We start from the raw sequence: 19,560 nt of genomic DNA, 5'->3' as shown, positions 1-19,560 counted from the left end.
CGATTAAACGCTACTTTTCTTGCTTGCTGTGACTGCGTCTCCAGAGGCTGCGAAAAATAGCGTTTAATCTTGCTATACCATTTTTATAATGGTTTCACTATACAGTAGCGTATTATTTTATTGGTCATCACGCCCTCTTTTTCAAGTGATCAGCTGAATGGCGTTCTCTACTTGGACTTTATCCAAATTGAAAAGCAGATAGCTGCGTTTTTAGCACTTGCTCAGAGTAAATTTTATCCCCCTTATCATTGCCTGCTGCACCTGCTGCCACCATCAGCGGTAACAAATGCTCCTCTGCGCCTAATGGATGTGAGGCCATTGCATAAGGGGCTTTTGACCAGTTAGCCAGTGCTGACCATCGCGTCTCCGCATCCGCTGCAACAATATCGGTCAGCCAGTCGTCAAAGCGCTCTGACGGTGCGGTGAAGTTTGCATCACCATAGCCGCGCATATTATGAAAACTCATACCGCTACCAATAATCAACACCCCCTCTTGGCGTAATGATTGCAGGGCTTGACCTGCTGCCAGATGCGCTTCTGGGTCGAGATCATTACGTAGTGACATCTGTACTACAGGAATATCTGCCTCAGGAAACATTACCTTCAACGGTATAAAGACGCCGTGATCAAAACCGCGTGACGCATCTTGCATATTCGCTATACCCGCCTCAGTTAGTATTTTACTGACCCGTTCGGCCAGCACTGGCGCACCTGATGCTGGGTAAGCCAAATCATAAGTATGCTCAGGAAAGCCATAATAATCGTAAATCAGATCAGGTTTTGCGCCAGAGGTGATACCAAACTCAGCCGTCTGCCAATGGCCGCTAATGATTAAAATAGCCTTTGGTCGCTCAGGTAATCGAGTGGTAATGTTCGCTAAAAAACTTGCCATACCGTCCCATGTACCCGCAGGTTGCCAATCCATAAAAAAACAAGGTCCTGCGCCATGCGGTATAAAGAATACAGGCAGGCTTACTGCCCCATTAGATGCGTATATGCTCATCACTTTCTCCTTGTCACTTTTATAAGATGGTTTTATTGGTTGATATGAAGCGGTTAACGTGAGTCATGACGATCTTGAAGGTGACATTTTTTTAGCGTTACTGATAGCCATTAAAGGTAACTATTACACAATCCGCTTAAGCTCGCCCTAGATTTTTTGATAATACCTTGTCCATACTTATCGCACCGCCACCTTGTACCGCTAAAGCGAGCAAGGCAACCATCAGGGTCAATGCGTATTCGTAGCCACCATCAGATGCAAATAGGCCATTGCTGATATGGACAGAGAAAATAGCGACTAGCATCGTAAAGGCGGCGACCAATGCAGCAGGTCGAGTCAGCAATCCTAATACTAGCGCAAGACCGCCAAAGAACTCAGCACTGCCTGCTAAGATAGCCATCAGGTAGCCGGGCTCCATACCCATACTGCTCAACCAGCCTGCCGTACCTGCCAGCCCATTGCCGCCAAACCAGCCAAATAGCTTTTGCGCACCATGTGCCATCAAAATCAGGCCCACAGGCACACGAAGGATTAAGGCAGCAGCGCCAGCTTTCGATGTTAAAACTCTATTTAATAATGAGGATTGCATTGATGAGTACTCCATAACGTAGTAGTAAGATAAAGTGTTTAGATATTGGTATAAACATACTTTACTATCATCGTTATGGAAGAGTAAGCCAATTTATATTGAATAATTATCAACGTAATGTTGTTAATTGGTTGGACACCAAGATTATCAAACCTAGTAACGGTCTGAAGAAAAGAGTCTGGTCAGTCATCTAATCAATGGGATTTTTCTGCATTGACACACCGTAAACAAAAGCAGACAGCAACCATCAACAGGTCTGCTAAAGTAGCAGCCGCTTCTGATTTAGTATCTGGCATCTAGTATAAAGCGTCTTCACAGTAAAACCACTCGAGACATCACTCCCTACAAAATAGAGGATGAAGCCCTAACTCAAGACGTCAAAGACCACCCTGACGATTATCACTATGAGCGAGCACAGCGTTTTAATTGTAGCCCAACAGGCATTAGTAAAGCCTTAAAACGTATTGGTGTTAGCAAAAAAAAAGACACTTGAGCATCCCAAAGCTTGTCCACTAAAGAGGGCTCACTACCTAAAAAAACTTAACCACTACATCGCTCAAGGCTTTGCTATTGTCTACATATACGCGCGTGGGTTTGAAAGTGAAACGATGCGTCCTTGTGGCTATGCACCCAGTTAAGAGGTGGCATTATCAACAATCAGCATGGTGTGGCTTTACATACAGTGAAAGTCGATGAGTTGCCATGGCATACTGATATTCTATTAATCGTCGGTGGACAAGGGACACGGCAGCTGGTTCAAGTGCCAGCCTTTTTGACGACGATACAACAACTATCCAAGCAGACCAAGTGGGTGCTAAGCGTATGTACAGGCAGTGCCTTACTTGCAAAAGCTGGACTGTTAGATGGCAAGCGCGCTACATCTAATAAGCGAGCATGGGCATGGGTGATTTCGCAGTCTGATCAAGTTAAATGAATACCAGAGGCACGGTGGGTTATTGACGGTAAATTTTACACGTCATCGGGCGTTAGTGCGGGTATGGACATGGCCTTGGGGTTTATCGCAGACCAGCATGGGTCAGCCATGGCCCTTCAGCTTGCTAAAGATATCGAGTAACATTGGCAAGAAGACAGTCAAACGGATGATTTTTTTGACAATAGTATTCATGGTGCTTAATGCTATAGAGGCAATTGTCTTGATAACGTTGTATGTACTCAGACTTCAAAAAATCGCCCTGCATCATCAAAAAAGGTCCAAGCAATGAGCTTAGACCTTTTTTAGGTTACTAAGTGAGCGTCTGTTTAGTAGAAAAAATACTTTGAATAAAAAGATATTTTTAACGTTTAAAAGTTCACGCTGACATCAAAGAGGTAATAACGACCCGGTTCATTGTACGTACGAGCGCCTGCATTGGTCGTTGTGCCTTCACGCTTGATTTGCTTATCAAATAGGTTTTTGACCCCAGCGCCAATAGTGATGTCGTCTGTCAGATCATAACGGGTGCTCACGTTGGCGATCGCATAGGGTTTACGATCAAGCTTGGGTGTGCTTAGAGCGTCGCCAGTCGTGACAGATATTTCAGGGGCTTCGATGGGGCCGTAGTAGCTGACACCAAGGTTTGTATTCCAGCGCGGGGTGATGTCCCAATCGACATTGGAGTTCATGGTATATTTTGGAATCAAGGACAATGGCTCACCGTTGTCTTTACGCTCTGAGCGGATATTGCCCGTCATGTTGGTCGACCAAGTGACCGTGTCTGTGACTGGCACTTTGACAAACCCTTCTAGACCTTCAATGATCGCTTCTCCTTGGTTTTCCCACTGAAAAACTGAACGATCGGCGGCGATACCATCGGCGATGACACCGACCACACCCACACGCTCTACCCCAGCGCCGATGCGATTGTCATAGTCGTTGCGATAGTAAGTCAAGCCAGCGTTCAGGCCAGTATCGTCTTTATAGGCAAAGGTCAGCTCCTTATTCCAAGAGGTCTCATGATCCAGCTCAGGATTACCCAAGACATAACAGCCCCGTTGATCAGTAGGTACGCTGGCTGGGCAGCCATTACTACGCGTGTAATAGATATAGTTCGGATCCAGCTGATAGAGTGATGGCGCTTTGAACGCGCGACTGGCTCCTGCTTTTACCGACCAATCAGGGCTAAAATTCCAAGTGGTATTAAGGCTGGGTGACCAATTACTACCTGCCTGATCATGATAATCAAAACGCAAACCAGGAGTGATATACCAGTCAGGGGTGATTTGGTAATTGTCTTCTAAATACGCACCAACCAGATATGACTCTGTCTTTGCATCACGCTTGGATGGATCAGCCACGGTCTCGCCAAAATCAAAACCCTCATCAAACGTCAAGGTCGACACCAGCGGATTATCCAATTGCTCACCGCGGAATTCCGCACCTGCCGTCACGGTATGACGGTCAAAGTAGACGTCCCATTCAGATTTTGCATTTAGTGTGTCATAGGTCACCTTTGTCCAATTATACTCAGCCTCTCCTTCAGGTTGCGAGATTTCACCTTCGTAACGACCAGCGTTGCCTTCATTCAGACGCTCATTAATCGTGCGCGTATATTCTAGATAGCTATTGCTACTGGTATTCTCATAGTCACCGCGGTGGGTCAATGCCGCACCATAACGCTCCATCTTATTGGTCTCCTGACCTGCCAGCGCATTGACTAAGTCATCATTGACGGTCTGAAACTGTGAGTCGCCCGCCCAGCGGTTACTTTGATTGCTATAATTCACCTCAAACCCAACGGTATTCATCGCATCCATCGCGTATTCAAACAGCTGGCGAGCATCTATATTTTCCACCCCTTCACGCCCTGCTGCCACCGAAGCGGACGGACCGCCGCGACCATCGACAACCTGAGCATCGTCGGCATTGATATAAGGATCGTCCCCTTCGCTCTCGTGATAGCCAAGCGTGGTACGGAAGGAGAGCTTATCACTCAACGGGCCTGCCATATTGATATTGGTGCGCCAGTTTTTGCCCTCAAGATCGCTCTCTGGCATCTCATAGTGCCCTGTGACAGAGAACTCTTTTTTGTCAGGTGATTTGGTGATGATATTGACGACACCGCCCATACTACCTGAGCCATAACGAGCGGCAGCGGGACCACGCAACACTTCGATGCGATCAATGGCGCTTGGTGGTACCCATTGTGAGTCGCCGCGCGTATCTTGCTCGCTGCCACGACCCGGACGCACCGCGTTACGTGACGTCACTGGACGACCATCGATCAGAATAAGCGTGTTGTTTGGCCCCATACCGCGCAGATCGATTTGACGCTGATTGCCGCGTTGACCCGAAGTGGACGACCCTGACAGGTTCACACCGGGCATTTTGCGCACGATCTCTGAGATATCATTAGACAATGACGCCTTCTCAATCGCCTCTTCACCAATCACTGATAGACCCGGCGCTTGTACCAACTCATCCCTAGCGGCACGTACGACAATGGTATCTAGCGTGGTACTGGGTAGCGCTGCTTGCTCATCAAGGCTTTGTTTATCAAGGCTTTGCTCATCGGTGGTTTGTGTCACGTCATTCTCAGCAGCAACAGCAGTCGTGCTAAGGATAGAGGCAATGGCAATGCTTAATAGGGCTTGACTGGTTGCTAAGCGTGGCAGCTTTTGTGAACGAAAATGATTTTTATCATTAGAAGGTGTTGATAGTATCGGCATAAATCACAATCCTGAAAGTACTTGGTTTTATCAATATCGTCAGCGTTACCAAAAAAAGGCTTTTACAGCGCATTGACTACGCTTGTCAAAAAGCTAAGACGAGCTGCCTTTATTTCAATTGATATAAGCCCAATGGCTAATGTATTGATATAGATCACATCTCAAAAGCAGCGACAGTAAATATGGTTCGCTACTTAGTAATAAAGCATGCACACTTTAGCAACATTATAAAAATAATACAAACAATAATGAAAATTATTATCATTTATATTAACTAAAAACATTTTAGATGAAAAATCAACGCTGCTATCCAAGGTCAATAGAACGCACGACTTTACTATCGGTGAAGCAACAGCGTAAGATGACTGACGAGAGAATATTGATAACCGCTGGAAGGAAAACCTGAATAATGGATAGAATTGATGCGATGCGGGCGTTTGTATCAGTGGTGATTGAGGGCAGTTTTAGCAATGCCGCTACAGCCATGCAACTGTCGCCGCAGTTGGTGAGCAAATATGTGTCAAAGCTAGAAGAGCGACTGGATATACGCTTACTGAACCGCACGACCCGTAAAGTCAGTCTGACGGAGGCAGGTACTCACTATTTCGAGCATGCACAGCAAGTGTTACTCAGTATCGATGATATGGAGTCCAAATTAGGTGGGTTTCAGCAGAACCCAAAAGGCACATTGAGAATAAGTGCCCCTGTGTCCTTTGCACTAAAACATATGGCAAAATTGGTCACGGATTTTCAGACACTTTATCCTTCGGTTAATGTCGATTTGCAGCTGAACGACCGCAAAGTAGATATCGTTGAAGAAGGATTTGATGTGGCGCTTCGCATCGGTCAGCTCAAAAGCTCGTCACTGATTGCCAAGCAAGTTGCGCCTGTCCGCGTCATCTTGTGTGCTTCCCCTGCCTATCTTGATAAATATGGTGTGCCCAGCAAACCTGAAGACCTAAAAAACCATCGGTATTTGCATTACAGTTATATGGAAAAATACGGCAAAGAAGATATTTATCAGTGGCTAGATACCACCAATCAGCCAAACTCAGAGCTGAGCAGTAATAACGGGGATTTGCTTGTCAATGCGGCAGTGGCTGGCGCTGGAATAGCATTACAGCCCACGTTTATTGCAAGCGAAGCACTGAGTAAAGGAGCGCTTATGATGGTGTTACCTGATTACGAACCCGAGACATTGGGGTTGTATGCGGTGTACGCCCATCGAAAGCTGTTGCCACACAAAATTAGGTGTTTTATTGATTTTATCGAAGGATATTACGGTTCACCGCCCTATTGGGATGAATCGATACAACACTTGTAGATAACTATTAGCGACCCTCACCAAAACACCCCATGCATTGATAAATGTCTAGGGTGTTGTTTAATGCGCTTGGTAGCATGACAAGTCTATCGTGAGCTATATTATAAATATCATTAAAAATAGCACCCCTCTCAATTCATCACTCTCAAAACTCGTATTTGGCCATTATTTCAATTTGTTGACCTGCTGGCATCCATGGAAAGGTCGTCGCACTTTGCTCTCGCCACTCAATCCCCAAGTCTAAATCTGGCAGATACTCATAGATAAGATTGGCGCTTTTGACATTGGCAGAGGTATCTGCCGCGTCATCGACATTGACCTCACCATAACGCAAGTTGCCACGCAGTTTTTGAGAGAACTGATGCTTGTAGCCGACGCTATAACCTGTCTGAGAGATCAGTTTGCCATCTTCGGCATCACAATCGGCACCGCCATTCATAATCAGCGGCCCGCCCACACATATGGCAGAATAAGCGCCCATCCCTTTACCGTTATAGACACTCGCATGGAGTGAGTCTTGACCCAACGACAGCTTGCCTGCTAAAGACACGCCAACGCCCACATCCGAGTCCTCTCCGTTCTCAGCCTCACGCGCCGTGACAGCGACATTATAGTCGAGATTGGCTATCTTATCTTTGTAACTGACCACCATGTCAGGCAGGCTGGCATCGTCATACACAGGGTCTTGAGCGGTAAAACGCAGCCCCTTGTAAGTGTAATGCACCGTCAAATCTGGACGAATGTATGAGCCGCCACCGGAGGCTGTGCCGATACCTGTTCCCCAAAAATCAAGCTGCTCGGTAGAGAGGGGTGCAACGGCCAAAAATTGACCGTTCCACGTTTTACCCACTGTCAGATCATCCACTTGCACATAAGCATGGCGCAAGCGCAGGTTGGATCCGCCCTTGGCATAATCCCCATAAAAATCGCCTTCAATAAAACCTGTGAGCTTTTTATCCTCCACAGACTTGGTCGTCTTCACATTAATACGTGACTGGCGTAAGTTTCCTTTAAATTCTGAATCTCCCTCATCAGGCGAATTAAATGCCCCTTCTGCTTTGATATAACCACCGATACTCAATGTTGTATCGCCCGTTGTCACAATATCGATCGCTTGCGCAGATGCGCATGTTACAACCGTAGCAAAACCTACAGATAACCTTTTTATATAAAGCATCATTCCTCTCTTCCCTGTTATATGTTGATATCCTTATCAATCCAATTGCTATTACGTTTTCTTTAATCCATAAAAATAAATAATCCCTTTATATGAAAATTAACTTCTAATTAATAAGTACTTCCTAATTAAAAACCCCAATTATAATTTGACCGATATATTGGGTGTTACGCTTCTTGGTCAATATTCTCTAACGCAGCAATCGCTTCTTTTTGCGACTCATTGATAGGCTTTTTTTGTCCGCTCAATTTATCGAGATAGACCAATACCGACTCACCGATTGCAACGACTGTTTTCTGCACCGTACTGTAATAGGTATATTCATGAATCAGACTTGAATTACCGATTTTTTTGATCTTGACGCCAATCCATAATTCATCAGGATAGGCAACCGATTTTAGGTATCGACATGAAGAGGCTGCCATCACCGAAGACGTCTGTTCGTTAAATAAACCAAGCCGCCTGTTGTAGTAGATACGAGCGTTTTGAGCATATTCGTAATAAACCACATTATTGACATGACCAAAGGAGTCCATATCACCCCACTCCACTTGCTGAGGATAAATAACGGTAAAGTCATGCAATGGATGACTGTCATCACTGGTGACAGCCTCTTGTATTTCTGGGAACGTAGGCGCAGCTTCCATAGTTTTTCTCTTTTTATTAGACAGGTTTTGTTATAGAGATGATGAGTGTGACTCAGGGTGCTCGTGACTCACACACCTCCCCCATCCCTAGCATTTAGACAAACACTAGGGTTTATGCAAGTTTTCACTGTTGTCAAAGTCACCGTAATGATGATAGGTTTGTTTGGTTAGATTAAATTTTCTGAGTACATCGAGCGCATGCGTTTTTTATCGAGTTTACCGACGCTGGTTTTTGGCATCTCTGATAAGAACCTCACTTCACTTGGCACGCCATATTTTGGCAAATGACCTCTCTCAACCGCTTGATGTCCCAATGCCAAAATATCTGTCGACGTTGTATCGGCATAGTCTGGTTTTAGCACGACCAATGCAAGAGGGCGCTCGCCCCAGCGCGTATCTGGTACACCAATTACCGCGATATCAGCAACGCTTGGGTGAAAGGATAGAATCGTCTCAACCTCAAGCGAGGACACCCATTCGCCACCAGACTTGATAACGTCTTTTAGTCTATCGGTGATGCTCAGCGTACCATCGGCGCTTATGCAGGCAATGTCTTGCGTATGCATCCAGCCGCCTTTCCATAACGCATTGCCTGCATCGGGATTTTTAAAATAGCTTTGGGTTAGCCACGGCGCTCGTATCACAAGCTCCCCTGTCGACTCACCATCCATCGGTTGAGGTTGACCATTTTCGTCCCAAATTTCCATCGATACCAGCATGATGGGCGAGCCTGACAGACAGCGATAATTGAGATTGTCCTCTAGAGTCATTGACTCGGTTTTGTCATCGAATACCGCTCGAGACAGCACAGGGCAGGACTCTGACATCCCAAACCCTGACATAAACTCAATACCGCACTCAATAGCGGCTTTAGCTAAGCCCTCGTTCAGCTTTGAGCCCCCTAGCAGTAGTTTGAGATTCTCAAACTTACGACCGCGTTCTGCCATTTCTTTGAGGAGCATCTGCAATATTGCGGGGACGCCATGCGACAGCGTGACTTTATGCTGCTCAATCAAATTGACTAATTTTGGTGCTAGATAGCGTCCCGGATATACTTGGTTTAGCCCTATCATTGTTGCGCCATATGGCCAGCACCATGCATGAACGTGGAACAAGGGCGTCATTGGCATATAGACATCGTCGTAGCGAGCGCCTTGACCTTCAGCATTGAGCGCTGATGCCAAAGTGCTTGCCATCGTCTGTAGTACGATCTGGCGATGGGTGAAGAAAACCCCTTTTGGATCGCCTGTCGTACCACTGGTATAAAATGTGGTCGCGATGGTGTTTTCATCAAAATCTGGGAAGTCAAACTCGTCACTAGCAGCTGCTAATAGCGCCTCATATTCACCGTCAACATAGTCAGGCAGCTCAGCTTTCTCACTACCTGCATTGTCATCCTCTGCATCATCAGCCCAGATGACATGCTCAATAGATGGCGCATCATCACGATAATCTTTGATCATCGGCGCAAATTCAGCATTTAACAGCAGTGCTTTGGGTGCAGCATGGTTGACGGTGTACAGCACTTTGTCTTCTGACAAGCGCACATTGACCGTTTGTAAAATCATGCCCGACATCGGCACGGCAAAGTATGCCTCAAGGTAACGATGACTGTCCCAATCCATGACCGCGACCACATCCCCTGCCTGCAAACCCATGTTTTTTAAGACATTGGCCAAGCGATTGATACGCTTAAAAAACTCAGCATAAGTATAAGTCACTTTGTCCGCATAGCTAATGGTTTGGTTGGTGGAAGCGATTTTGGCACGATTGAGTAGCTGTTTAATAATTAACGGAAACCCATACGCTTCTTCGGCCTGATGGTAGTTGTCATGTTGATTGAGTATGGTTGTCATAGTGTCATCCTTGATAATAAACTGTTCTTGATAATCAGTAATGTGGCGCGTGCTTTTAATATCAGACGCGCTCTATCACCATGGCAAGCCCTTGCCCGATGCCAATGCATAGGCTAACCACTGCATATTTACCGCCCGTACGCTGTAATTCTCGAGCGGTACTCAAAGCGATTCGTGCACCAGATGCGCCCAGTGGATGCCCGACCGCGATGGCGCCGCCACTAGGATTGACGCGCTTATCATCAAAATCAATATCCAACCCTTTTAGACAACCCAGTACCTGTGAGGCAAAGGCTTCATTAATCTCAATGACAGACATGTCATCAAGGGTTAAATTTGCACGCTTTAATGCCAGCTTAATCGCTTCAACAGGACCCACGCCCATGATGTTAGGCTCAACCCCCATCGCACCCGATGACAAAATTTTGGCAATGGGCTTAAAGCCTAGCTTCTCTTCTGCTTGTTTTGAGCCGATGATAAGCGCAGCTGCGCCGTCATTGATACCGGAGGCATTACCTGCCGTAACTATGCCATTTTCATTTAAGGGTTTAAGCTTTTGTAGCGCTGCAATATCGGAGCTGGCACGAGGATGCTCATCATCGGTAACGACTTTTTCGGGCAACTTTTTACCTTGTGGGACGGTGATAGGCGTTATCTCATCGTCAAAGAATCCTGCTTGTTTGGCAGCTTGGTATTTGGCTTGTGATGCGGCGGCAAACTTATCGGCTTCCTCGCGCGTAATGCCATATTTATGAGCAACATTGTCACCCGTCTGCGGCATGGTATCGTTACCGAACTGCTCAATAATCTTTGGGTTAGGAAAACGGCTACCAATCGTCGTATCAAATACTTTAAAGTCACGGCTAAACGGCTTTTCTGTCTTGGCAAAGACAAACGGCGCACGCGTCATCGACTCCACACCACCCGCCAAAATAATATCCCCTTCATTGCACGTAATACTGTGCGCAGCATCGACCACAGTAGACAGACCTGATGCACATAGGCGATTGACGGTCTGACCTGGCGTGGTGACATCCAACCCTGCCAACAGAGCAGCGTTACGCGCGATGTTACGAGAGTCCTCGCCCGCTTGGTTGGCACTGCCTAGCAGCACTTCATCAAACACATCGCTCGGCAATTGATGTTTTTCGACCAACGCTTTTATCACGGTGGCAACCAGATCATCAGGACGCACCGTTGCTAATGCACCGACATAACGACCAAAAGGGCTTCTTAATCCATCATAAATATAGGCATCTAACATAACGCTTCCTTGTTGTATTTTTTCACTTTAAATAAATGGTTTTATAACGATATTTTATTGTTTGTACTAATAAATGGCCTGCTGAGTGAACAATGACACATCCAGCTTGGCGCGGCGCTGTAACCATGGGCTTGGGCGATAGCGTGGATCGCCTGTGAGCGCGTAGATACGCTCTAAAATGAGCAGGACACGCGAGGCACCAAGATGATCGCCCCAAGAGATCGGACCATACGGATACCCCAGCCCAAGCTTGACGGCATTATCGATATCCTCTGGCGTGGCAATCTTTTGCATGGCGATGTCACAGCCGAGATTGATTACCATGGCGACCACACGCTGTGCCACAAAACCCGTACTTTCGGTAATCAGCGTAGCACTGCGCGCCCCCTGCGCATCTACCTCACTGCTATCCAAACCGTTACCAAATAACTTGTAAGCTTGCGCCACGAATCGTTCTTGCGTGACGATGCTTGGCATCAACGTACGATGCTTTGTAAGCTCGGTGAGCATATCAATGGCAACCGCTTGCTTGGGATCGATGTGATAACGAATCGCGGCATTGGTCGTATCCTCGCCATAGATGGCGAGCAGCACCAAACTATCAGGGTGTGGTGTGTCGTTGTCATCGATAGTAACGTCATGAGCATTTAAGTAATCAATCAGCTGCGTTTTATCTTCTGCCAAATCAGCGCCAATCCACACTGATCTAATAGTGGCATCAGCGACAAGCGCCGCCTTAGGTACTTGATTCTGAGCGCTATCTACGGAAACCTTCTGACCTTTTTCGTATTGATAAAAACCGCCACCAACCTTACGGCCGAGCTTTTTGCCTACCAGCATCTGACGGGTTAATGGATGCGGGCGATAGCGCGCTTCATGATAGAACTGGTTGTAAATTGACTCCATCACGGGGTGTGACACATCAACGCCCGTCAGATCTAACAGCTCGAACGGCCCCATGCGAAAGTCTGCGCCATCACGTAAAATGCGGTCTATTTGCTCAAAACTTGCGACGCCTTCACCCAATATTTTTAACGCTTCGGTACCATAGGCTCTGCCACCATGGTTGACGATAAATCCGGGTGTATCTTTTGCCACCACGCCCAGATGACCCATCCGTTCGGCCAAATCGGCGAGAACGTCAACGACCGACTGCTGAGTAGAAAGGCCCGGAATGATTTCTACGATTTTCATTAAAGGGACTGGATTAAAGAAGTGAAACCCTGCCACGCGCTCTGGATGATCGCAGTCAGCAGCGATGGCGGTGACCGATAATGAAGAGGTGTTGGTCGCCAAAATAGTATCGGGGGTGACGACCTCTTCTAACTGAGCAAAAAGCTGTTTTTTGATGTCTAGATTTTCGATAATGGCTTCAACCACGATCTCAGCGGTCGCGATTTGGCTTAACTCTTGGACGACGGTTAAACGGCTTAGCATAGCCTGTAGCTCGTCATCGCTGAATTTGCCTTTGGCGGTGAGCTTTTCGAGCATGGCTTGCAAGGAGTGTCGCCCTTGCTCAGCTGCGCCTGATTTGGCGTCATATAAAAGAACTTGGATACCAGCTTGGGCAGCAATTTGGGCAATACCCATACCCATAATACCAGTGCCAACAATGGCAAGTGTATTCACGGTCATAATGATTCTCTACATAATTTGCGATAGGATTTGGTCGGCGTGGGCAAAAGAGATAAGCGGCATCTGCCCCTTAATAGCCTTTATAGTCGGCTGAGCGCTTTTCCAAAAAAGCTTTGGCGCCTTCTTTTTGGTCATGCGTATCAAACAGAATCTGAAAGGCTTTACGCTCTAAGGCCAACGCGCCTTCTAAAGGCATATCAGCACCCAGCGTTGCCACCTCTTTGATTTGCGCTAAGGCAATAGGAGAGTACTTTGATAGCTGCTCAGCGATCTCAATGGCGCGAGTGATGGTAGCCTCATCGTCGACGACTTCAGAGACCAGCCCCATTGTGCCCGCCTCATCAGCGCTGATCATATCGCCCGTGAGTACCATCTTCATGGCCTTGTGTTTGCCAATGGCACGAAACAAACGCTGCGTGCCTCCTGCTCCTGGCATGAGTCCTATTTTGATCTCGGGCTGTCCAAATTTGGCAGACCTGCCTGCGATGATGATATCAGCATGCATGGCCAGCTCACAGCCGCCGCCAAGCGCATAGCCATTGACGGCAGCAATAATGGGCTTGCTGCAATGAGTAATCGCTCGCCAATAGCGCTCGCTACGACGCAAATACATATCTGCTGTGCCAGTCGTCAAGAAATCATTGATATCGGCACCAGCAGCAAACACCTTGTCACCACCTGTCAGCACGATCGCTTTGGTTTGTGGATCATCATTTAACTGAATAAACAAATCTGCCATTTGTTGGCGTAGCTCGCCGTTTAGTGCATTGCGCACTTTGGGGCGATTCAGTCTAATGACACTAACGCCGTCTCCTTGTTTTTCACAAATAAGGATTTGCTCTTCCATGCTCCCCTCCTTAGACATCATTCCGATATAAAGTACAAATACATAATAAAGTACAAAAACATATTAAAACGATTATTTTGAAATAAAAATATCGCTATGCGGTATTTAATATCAATATATACTGTTTATTTTGGTTTGTGAAGGGAAAAAATTGGTTAAATGAGAAAAATTATAGAGAATAATTATCATATTTATAATAAAAATACCGCAATGCGGTTTTTTAAACCAAAACTATTGTAATTTACTTATTCATCGATTATGCTAATTATCCAAGGACGTCACATGACTAACATCGTCAAAAAGCCGTTATGACTATCAGTTTAAAAACCATTATGACTATCAGTCATCAATCAAACAGGCATTTATCCAACAAGGAAGACTCATATGATTAGAGATAAAGAAACCCTCGACCATATCACTCATACCATCCGCAACTTCGTTAATGACCAACTCGTTCCTCTGGAGCACTGGGTGGCAGAAAACGATCGCCTACCAGAAGAGATCATCGAGCAGATGCGCGAGCTTGGGCTGTTTGGGCTGACCATTCCTGAAGAGTACGGCGGACTGGGTGTCACGATGGAAGAAGAAGTGACCTTGGCATTTGAGCTGGGACGCACCTCCCCCGCGTTTCGCTCACTGATTGGGACCAATAACGGTATTGGCTCATCTGGTCTTGTGATTGATGGCACGGAAGCGCAAAAGCAGAAATATCTGCCTCGCCTTGCCAGCGGTGAGATCATTGGTTCATTTTGCTTGACCGAGCCTGACTCAGGCTCAGATGCGGCCTCATTAAAGACAACTGCTGTTAGAGATGGTGATACTTATATCATCAACGGTACCAAACGCTATATCACCAACGCCCCGCAAGCGGGTATCTTCACTGTCATGGCACGTACTGACCCACAAAACAAACGCGCTGGCGGCATTTCGGCATTTATTGTTGAAAGCGACACACCGGGTATTACTTTGGGCAAAATTGACAAAAAAATGGGCCAAAAAGGCGCGCATACCTGCGATGTCATCTTTGACAACTGTGTCGTGCCAGCCGATGCACTCATTGGCGGTGTCGAGGGTGTTGGGTTCAAAACGGCGATGAAAGTCCTTGATAAAGGGCGCTTGCACATTGCAGCCGCCAGTACTGGAGCTGCGACTCGCATGCTAAATGATGCATTACATTATGCCGTCGAGCGTAAGCAATTTGGGCAGCCTATTGCCAGTTTTCAGCTCATTCAAGGCATGCTCGCTGACTCAAAAGCAGAGATTTATGCTGCCAAATCCATGGTACTAGATGCGGCGCGTCTACGTGATGAAGGCAAAGATGTCGTGACCGAATCCTCATGCGCCAAAATGTTTGCCACCGAGATGTGCGGCCGCGTGGCGGATAGAGCCGTACAGATCCACGGCGGCGCAGGCTATATCGCAGATTATGGTATTGAGCGTTTTTATCGTGATGTGCGTCTCTATCGTCTGTATGAAGGTACGACCCAAATTCAGCAAGTCATCATTGCCCGCAACATGATCAAAGAAGCCAGCGAGTAATCTATCTCGCAGGCGTGCTCACCAAAACACAAGGCGGTATTTGCTAGGATGCTGATGCCGTTTCCTTCTCTTTATAACTCAGACTTTGATTCTCACAACGATAAGGATATACATTGTGAAAAGTGTCGCTATAACGTCAGACCCAAGCGCAAGCGCGGTCCAAAAACAGCCTTGGAAGCTGGCCTTTGTTTTTTGTTTTTTGGTATTGCTATGTGATGGCGCTGACATCGGTATTCTTGCTTTTACCCTCTCTAGTCTCAAGCAGGAATTTGGATTGACCAATGTACAAGCTGGCGCGCTGGGCAGCTGGTCATTGTTTGGCATGGCTATTGGCGGGGTTTTTGGTGGCTGGGCCTGTGACCGCTTTGGACGGGTACGCGTGATCGTTCTGGCGACTGGGATGTTTTCTATCCTATCTGGTTTTAGTGGGCTTGTGCAGAGCTATGAGCAGTTTGTGGCACTACGATTTATTGCTTGCTTAGGGCTTGGCAGCTTATATATCGCCACCAACACGTTGATGTCTGAGATGGTGCCGACGAAGCATCGAACCACGGTACTTGCCGCGCTCATGACAGGGTTTACGCTCGGATCTTTGGTGATTACCAGCGTTTCAGCATGGATCATCCCTAGCTATGGCTGGCGCACCTTATATTTATTGACGTTTTTACCACTGCTGCTAGCCACCTCCATGTACTTCTTAGTACCTGAGCCACAATCTTGGAAAGAGGCGCGTGCGCGCAAATTAAGCGGCCAAAAAGACACAACCAAAAAAGCGGAAAACCCTTACAAGGCTATCTTTGAAAATCCCAAACATCGCATCATGTTTATATTGTGGTCGATGAGCTCAGGGTTGTTACTGTTTGGGTATTTTGGGGTAAGCAACTGGTTGCCGTCTTATTTAGAGACCGAGCTTGGAATTAAGTTTAAAGAGATGGCGCTATATATGGCGGGCACTTACTTGACCATGATGTTTGCCAAAGTAGTGGCAGGATTTATGGCAGATAAAATCGGCCGCAAGATCGTCTTTGCCTTTGGTACCATGGGTACTGCACTGTTTATCCCTATTTTGGTATACACGCACACCCCAGAGAATATTGGCTGGTTAATGATTACTTTTGGCTTCTTATATGGGATTCCTTATGCCATCAACGCCACCTATCTGACCGAAAGCTTCCCAACAGCTATTCGAGGGACAGCCATTGGCGGTGCCTTTAATATCGGACGACTTGGCTCTGTGATTGCCCCTGTCGCTATTGGCTATATGGCCATGCATAACTCCATCGGTGCAGGTCTGCTGCTGATGGCAGGTGCTTACTTCTTATGTGGTCTGATCCCAACTTTGTTTATCAAAGAAAAGCAGTATGATCCACAAGAGGCCTCATAAGATCTTTTATAACGCCGTTGACTCCCTATATTACGACCGTTCATACCGCATAGCGAAACAATCTACCCACATCATGCTATGCTGAGAATATAAATGTACGGTAATATAGTATAATGAACGAGATAAACTGCCTTTGGCATGTGACTGTGAGTCAGTGATAAAGCCTATAATGAGTATTTGCTAAACACTTGTTCTATAGAGCAATACTGGCTCACGGTGACGCTAGGTAGTTATAATTTTACTATGCTTGTATGGACTGAATTGGGATAATAGACCGCCTATGACGAACGACACCCTTGCCAATGACGACCCTAATAATGAGATGCATATGGAGTTGTTAGAACCCATTGCAGAAATGCGGGACAAAAACGACAGACAGTTTGTCACCGCGTTGGCTCGTGGTCTTGAGCTACTGCGCTGTTTTACCCCGAAGCGACCTTATCTGGGCAATCAAGAGCTGAGTCAACTGACAGGGATTCCTAAGGGTACCATCACTCGCCTCACCTATACCCTGGTCAAATTAGGCTATCTCAAACAGTCTACTACGAGCAGTAAGTATCAGCTCTCAACCGGCGTGCTTGGGTTTGGCTATACCATGATGACCAACATCTCCATCAACAATCTCGCGACCCCTTATATGGAAGAGCTGGCAGATTATGCCAATAGTGCGGTGGCTATGGCGACGCGCGATCGGTTGATGATGGTCTATCTCAATGTGGTACAGGGCGCTGGTAGCACGACCATGCAGCGCAACATCGGCTCATATCTCCCCATTCATTTAAGCTCGATGGGACGCGCTTGCCTCGCCAGCATGCCGCCTGCTGAGCAAGAATTTATCCTAAATGCGATTCGCAATAAGTACAAGGATGATTGGCTAAAGATCAGACGAGGGCTAGACAAAGCCTTTCAAGATTATGAAGATTACGGCTATTGTTTTTCTATCAGTGAATGGCAAAAAGATGTCAATGCGGTTGCCATTGCGCTGATGCACCCGACGGAAGGTTTGCTCACGTTTAACTGCGGCGCGCCAAGTTTTATCCTGAGTCGCACCAAGCTAGAAGAAGACATCGCCCCTCGCCTGCTGCATATGAAAAACATGATTGAGAGTAATCTATACATCAGCTAGCGTCACTTAAATGTACCCTATAAAAATAACGAATCATCCCCATCATGTATTCAAGCGCTAATTATATAAACCATTTATATCGATTTTTCCTGTTATTTTCCATGCCTTTAAGCGAGGCGCGTTTTTTTAAGGATTTACCATGAGCCAGCTTTTTTCGCCTTTGCAACTTGGGCAACTCACATTAGATAACCGTATTATCATTGCTCCTATGTGCCAATACTCTGCCAACAATGGCGCGGCAAGCGATTGGCATACGATTCATATCGGTCAGATGAGTTTGAGCGGTGCAGGGCTACTTATTTTGGAAGCGACATCGGTCAATCCGCAAGGACGCATCAGCTATGCTGATTTGGGACTATGGGATGACAGGACGCAAGCGGCACTGGATAAAACACTAACGGCAATCAGACAGTACAGCCCGATGCCGATAGGCGTCCAGTTGGCCCATGCTGGGCGTAAAGCGTCAACCAAAAAACCATGGGACGGCGACGGCTCGATTGCCCCTGATGAGGTAAATGGCTGGCAAACGGTGGCACCATCAGCGCTGGCGTATGACGAAAACTCTACTGTACCCACAGCAATGGATCAAAATGACATTGATACACTCATCAGTGATTTTGTGAATGCGGCAAGACGTGCCGATGCGCTGGGTCTTGACTTAATTGAGCTGCATGGTGCGCACGGCTATCTATTGCATCAGTTTTTATCGCCGCTTTCTAATCAACGTGATGATCAATACGGCGGCAGTCTTGAAAACAGAATGCGCTTGTTACTTGAGGTGTTTACAGCGGTTCGGGCTGAGTTTTCAAGTGACAAGCCAGTGGGCGTGCGGGTTTCTGCAACCGATTGGGTCGAAGGCGGCTGGGACCTTACCCAAACGATCGAGCTGGCTAAAGCCCTAGAAGCATTAGGCTGTGATTATATCCATGTGAGCACCGCAGGACTGAGCCCAGAGCAGCAAATCCCTGTGGAAGTGAGCTATCAAGTGCCTTTTGCTGCCGCGATAAAAGAAGCGGTCAATATACCTGTCATTGCCGTGGGCCTAATCACCGAGGCCGAGCAGGCAGAAAGCATCATCACCGAGCAGCAAGCGGACGCGGTTGCATTGGCACGCGGCATCCTCTACGACCCGCACTGGCCGTGGCACGCGGCGGCCGAGCTTGGCGCAACCGTCAAAGCGCCCAAACAATATCTGCGCTCAAACCCGCACGGTAAGCCGTCTCCGATAGAGTAAGTGTAATCGAACTACGAACATAGACTGAAGACAACATTACTTGCTTCAGTCTATGCATTAACTCACTTTAATTCAAACTAAAGTAATTATGGCTTAAAAGTTAGATAGTCATCAGTGTATTCAACTTGACAAGTGGTAGTGATATCAACGCTGCCATAATTTACCGGCTGGAGTGTAGCGCAGGGAGGTCAACTTATGGTCTTGTTAGGCCTGCTAAATGTTCCATAAGCGGAATTACCTCATTGTAAATACCCCATTCTTAACACAAC

16 protein-coding genes are annotated in these 19,560 nt (G+C 46.8%); 7 read left to right on the top strand and 9 right to left on the bottom strand.

What is annotated here, in order from left to right; all coding sequences use genetic code 11:
- Nucleotides 1-178: 178 nt before the first annotated feature.
- Both AS194_RS10200 and AS194_RS10195 read right to left on the bottom strand, forming a co-directional pair.
- Nucleotides 179-1,003 (bottom strand): DODA-type extradiol aromatic ring-opening family dioxygenase, encoded by an 825-nt coding sequence (locus AS194_RS10200; protein WP_058025412.1) that lies wholly within the window; start codon nt 1,001-1,003, stop codon nt 179-181.
- Nucleotides 1,004-1,139: 136 nt separating this feature from the next.
- Entirely contained in the window at nt 1,140-1,592 is a 453-nt protein-coding gene (locus AS194_RS10195; protein ID WP_058025411.1) for a DoxX family protein, read from the bottom strand.
- 289 nt (nt 1,593-1,881) lie between these two features.
- Here AS194_RS10195 and AS194_RS13535 point away from each other — a divergent pair, with 289 nt between their 5' ends.
- Entirely contained in the window at nt 1,882-2,085 is a 204-nt protein-coding gene (locus AS194_RS13535; protein WP_083499663.1) for an IS630 transposase-related protein, read from the top strand.
- A 123-nt stretch (nt 2,086-2,208) separates the two neighbouring features.
- The gene (locus tag AS194_RS10190; RefSeq protein WP_058025410.1) at nt 2,209-2,526 is read left to right on the top strand and encodes a DJ-1/PfpI family protein; all 318 of its coding nucleotides are present in this window, start codon (nt 2,209-2,211) and stop codon (nt 2,524-2,526) included.
- A 368-nt stretch (nt 2,527-2,894) separates the two neighbouring features.
- Here the strand turns inward: AS194_RS10190 and AS194_RS10180 are convergent, their stop codons facing one another.
- Nucleotides 2,895-5,258, bottom strand: coding sequence for a FepA family TonB-dependent siderophore receptor (locus AS194_RS10180; protein ID WP_058025408.1), 2,364 nt, complete (start codon nt 5,256-5,258; stop codon nt 2,895-2,897).
- 409 nt (nt 5,259-5,667) lie between these two features.
- On the opposite strand from AS194_RS10180, the gene AS194_RS10175 reads away from it, so the two are divergent.
- Nucleotides 5,668-6,582: a LysR family transcriptional regulator gene (locus tag AS194_RS10175; RefSeq protein WP_058025407.1), complete on the top strand. Its 915-nt coding sequence runs from the start codon at nt 5,668-5,670 to the stop codon at nt 6,580-6,582.
- A gap of 145 nt (nt 6,583-6,727) precedes the next feature.
- On the opposite strand, the gene AS194_RS10170 is transcribed toward AS194_RS10175, so the two are convergent.
- The 6 genes from AS194_RS10170 to AS194_RS10145 all read right to left on the bottom strand — a co-directional run bounded on the left by AS194_RS10170 (nt 6,728) and on the right by AS194_RS10145 (nt 14,008).
- Entirely contained in the window at nt 6,728-7,762 is a 1,035-nt protein-coding gene (locus AS194_RS10170; RefSeq protein ID WP_227511632.1) for a porin, read from the bottom strand.
- Between the two features lie 164 nt (nt 7,763-7,926).
- Nucleotides 7,927-8,406, bottom strand: coding sequence for an acyl-CoA thioesterase (locus tag AS194_RS10165; RefSeq protein WP_058025406.1), 480 nt, complete (start codon nt 8,404-8,406; stop codon nt 7,927-7,929).
- Nucleotides 8,407-8,573: 167 nt separating this feature from the next.
- Nucleotides 8,574-10,262 carry a fatty acid--CoA ligase gene (locus AS194_RS10160; protein ID WP_058025405.1) on the bottom strand — a complete coding sequence of 563 codons (1,689 nt, stop codon included), beginning with the start codon at nt 10,260-10,262 and terminating at the stop codon, nt 8,574-8,576.
- Nucleotides 10,263-10,323: 61 nt separating this feature from the next.
- A complete protein-coding gene (locus tag AS194_RS10155) occupies nt 10,324-11,526 on the bottom strand; it encodes a 3-oxoadipyl-CoA thiolase (protein WP_058025404.1) in 1,203 nt (400 codons plus the stop codon).
- Nucleotides 11,527-11,592: 66 nt separating this feature from the next.
- The gene (locus AS194_RS10150) at nt 11,593-13,161 is read right to left on the bottom strand and encodes a 3-hydroxyacyl-CoA dehydrogenase (RefSeq protein WP_058025403.1); all 1,569 of its coding nucleotides are present in this window, start codon (nt 13,159-13,161) and stop codon (nt 11,593-11,595) included.
- 70 nt (nt 13,162-13,231) lie between these two features.
- A complete protein-coding gene (locus AS194_RS10145) occupies nt 13,232-14,008 on the bottom strand; it encodes an enoyl-CoA hydratase (protein ID WP_058025402.1) in 777 nt (258 codons plus the stop codon).
- A 384-nt stretch (nt 14,009-14,392) separates the two neighbouring features.
- Between AS194_RS10145 and AS194_RS10140 the strand changes: the two genes are divergently transcribed.
- From AS194_RS10140 to AS194_RS10125, 4 genes are all read left to right on the top strand, one after another.
- Nucleotides 14,393-15,547 (top strand): acyl-CoA dehydrogenase family protein, encoded by a 1,155-nt coding sequence (locus AS194_RS10140; RefSeq protein ID WP_058025401.1) that lies wholly within the window; start codon nt 14,393-14,395, stop codon nt 15,545-15,547.
- A gap of 115 nt (nt 15,548-15,662) precedes the next feature.
- Nucleotides 15,663-16,931: an MFS transporter gene (locus tag AS194_RS10135; protein ID WP_058025400.1), complete on the top strand. Its 1,269-nt coding sequence runs from the start codon at nt 15,663-15,665 to the stop codon at nt 16,929-16,931.
- Between the two features lie 280 nt (nt 16,932-17,211).
- Entirely contained in the window at nt 17,212-18,057 is an 846-nt protein-coding gene (locus AS194_RS10130) for an IclR family transcriptional regulator (RefSeq protein WP_058025399.1), read from the top strand.
- 139 nt (nt 18,058-18,196) lie between these two features.
- A complete protein-coding gene (locus AS194_RS10125) occupies nt 18,197-19,291 on the top strand; it encodes an NADH:flavin oxidoreductase/NADH oxidase (protein ID WP_058025398.1) in 1,095 nt (364 codons plus the stop codon).
- Nucleotides 19,292-19,560: the final 269 nt, after the last annotated feature.

This window comes from Psychrobacter piscatorii (genome assembly GCF_001444505.1).
Lineage (GTDB): Bacteria > Pseudomonadota > Gammaproteobacteria > Pseudomonadales > Moraxellaceae > Psychrobacter > Psychrobacter piscatorii_B.
The sequence above is the reverse complement of the archived record's forward strand: the minus strand, read 5'-3'. Positions and strand labels throughout refer to the sequence as shown.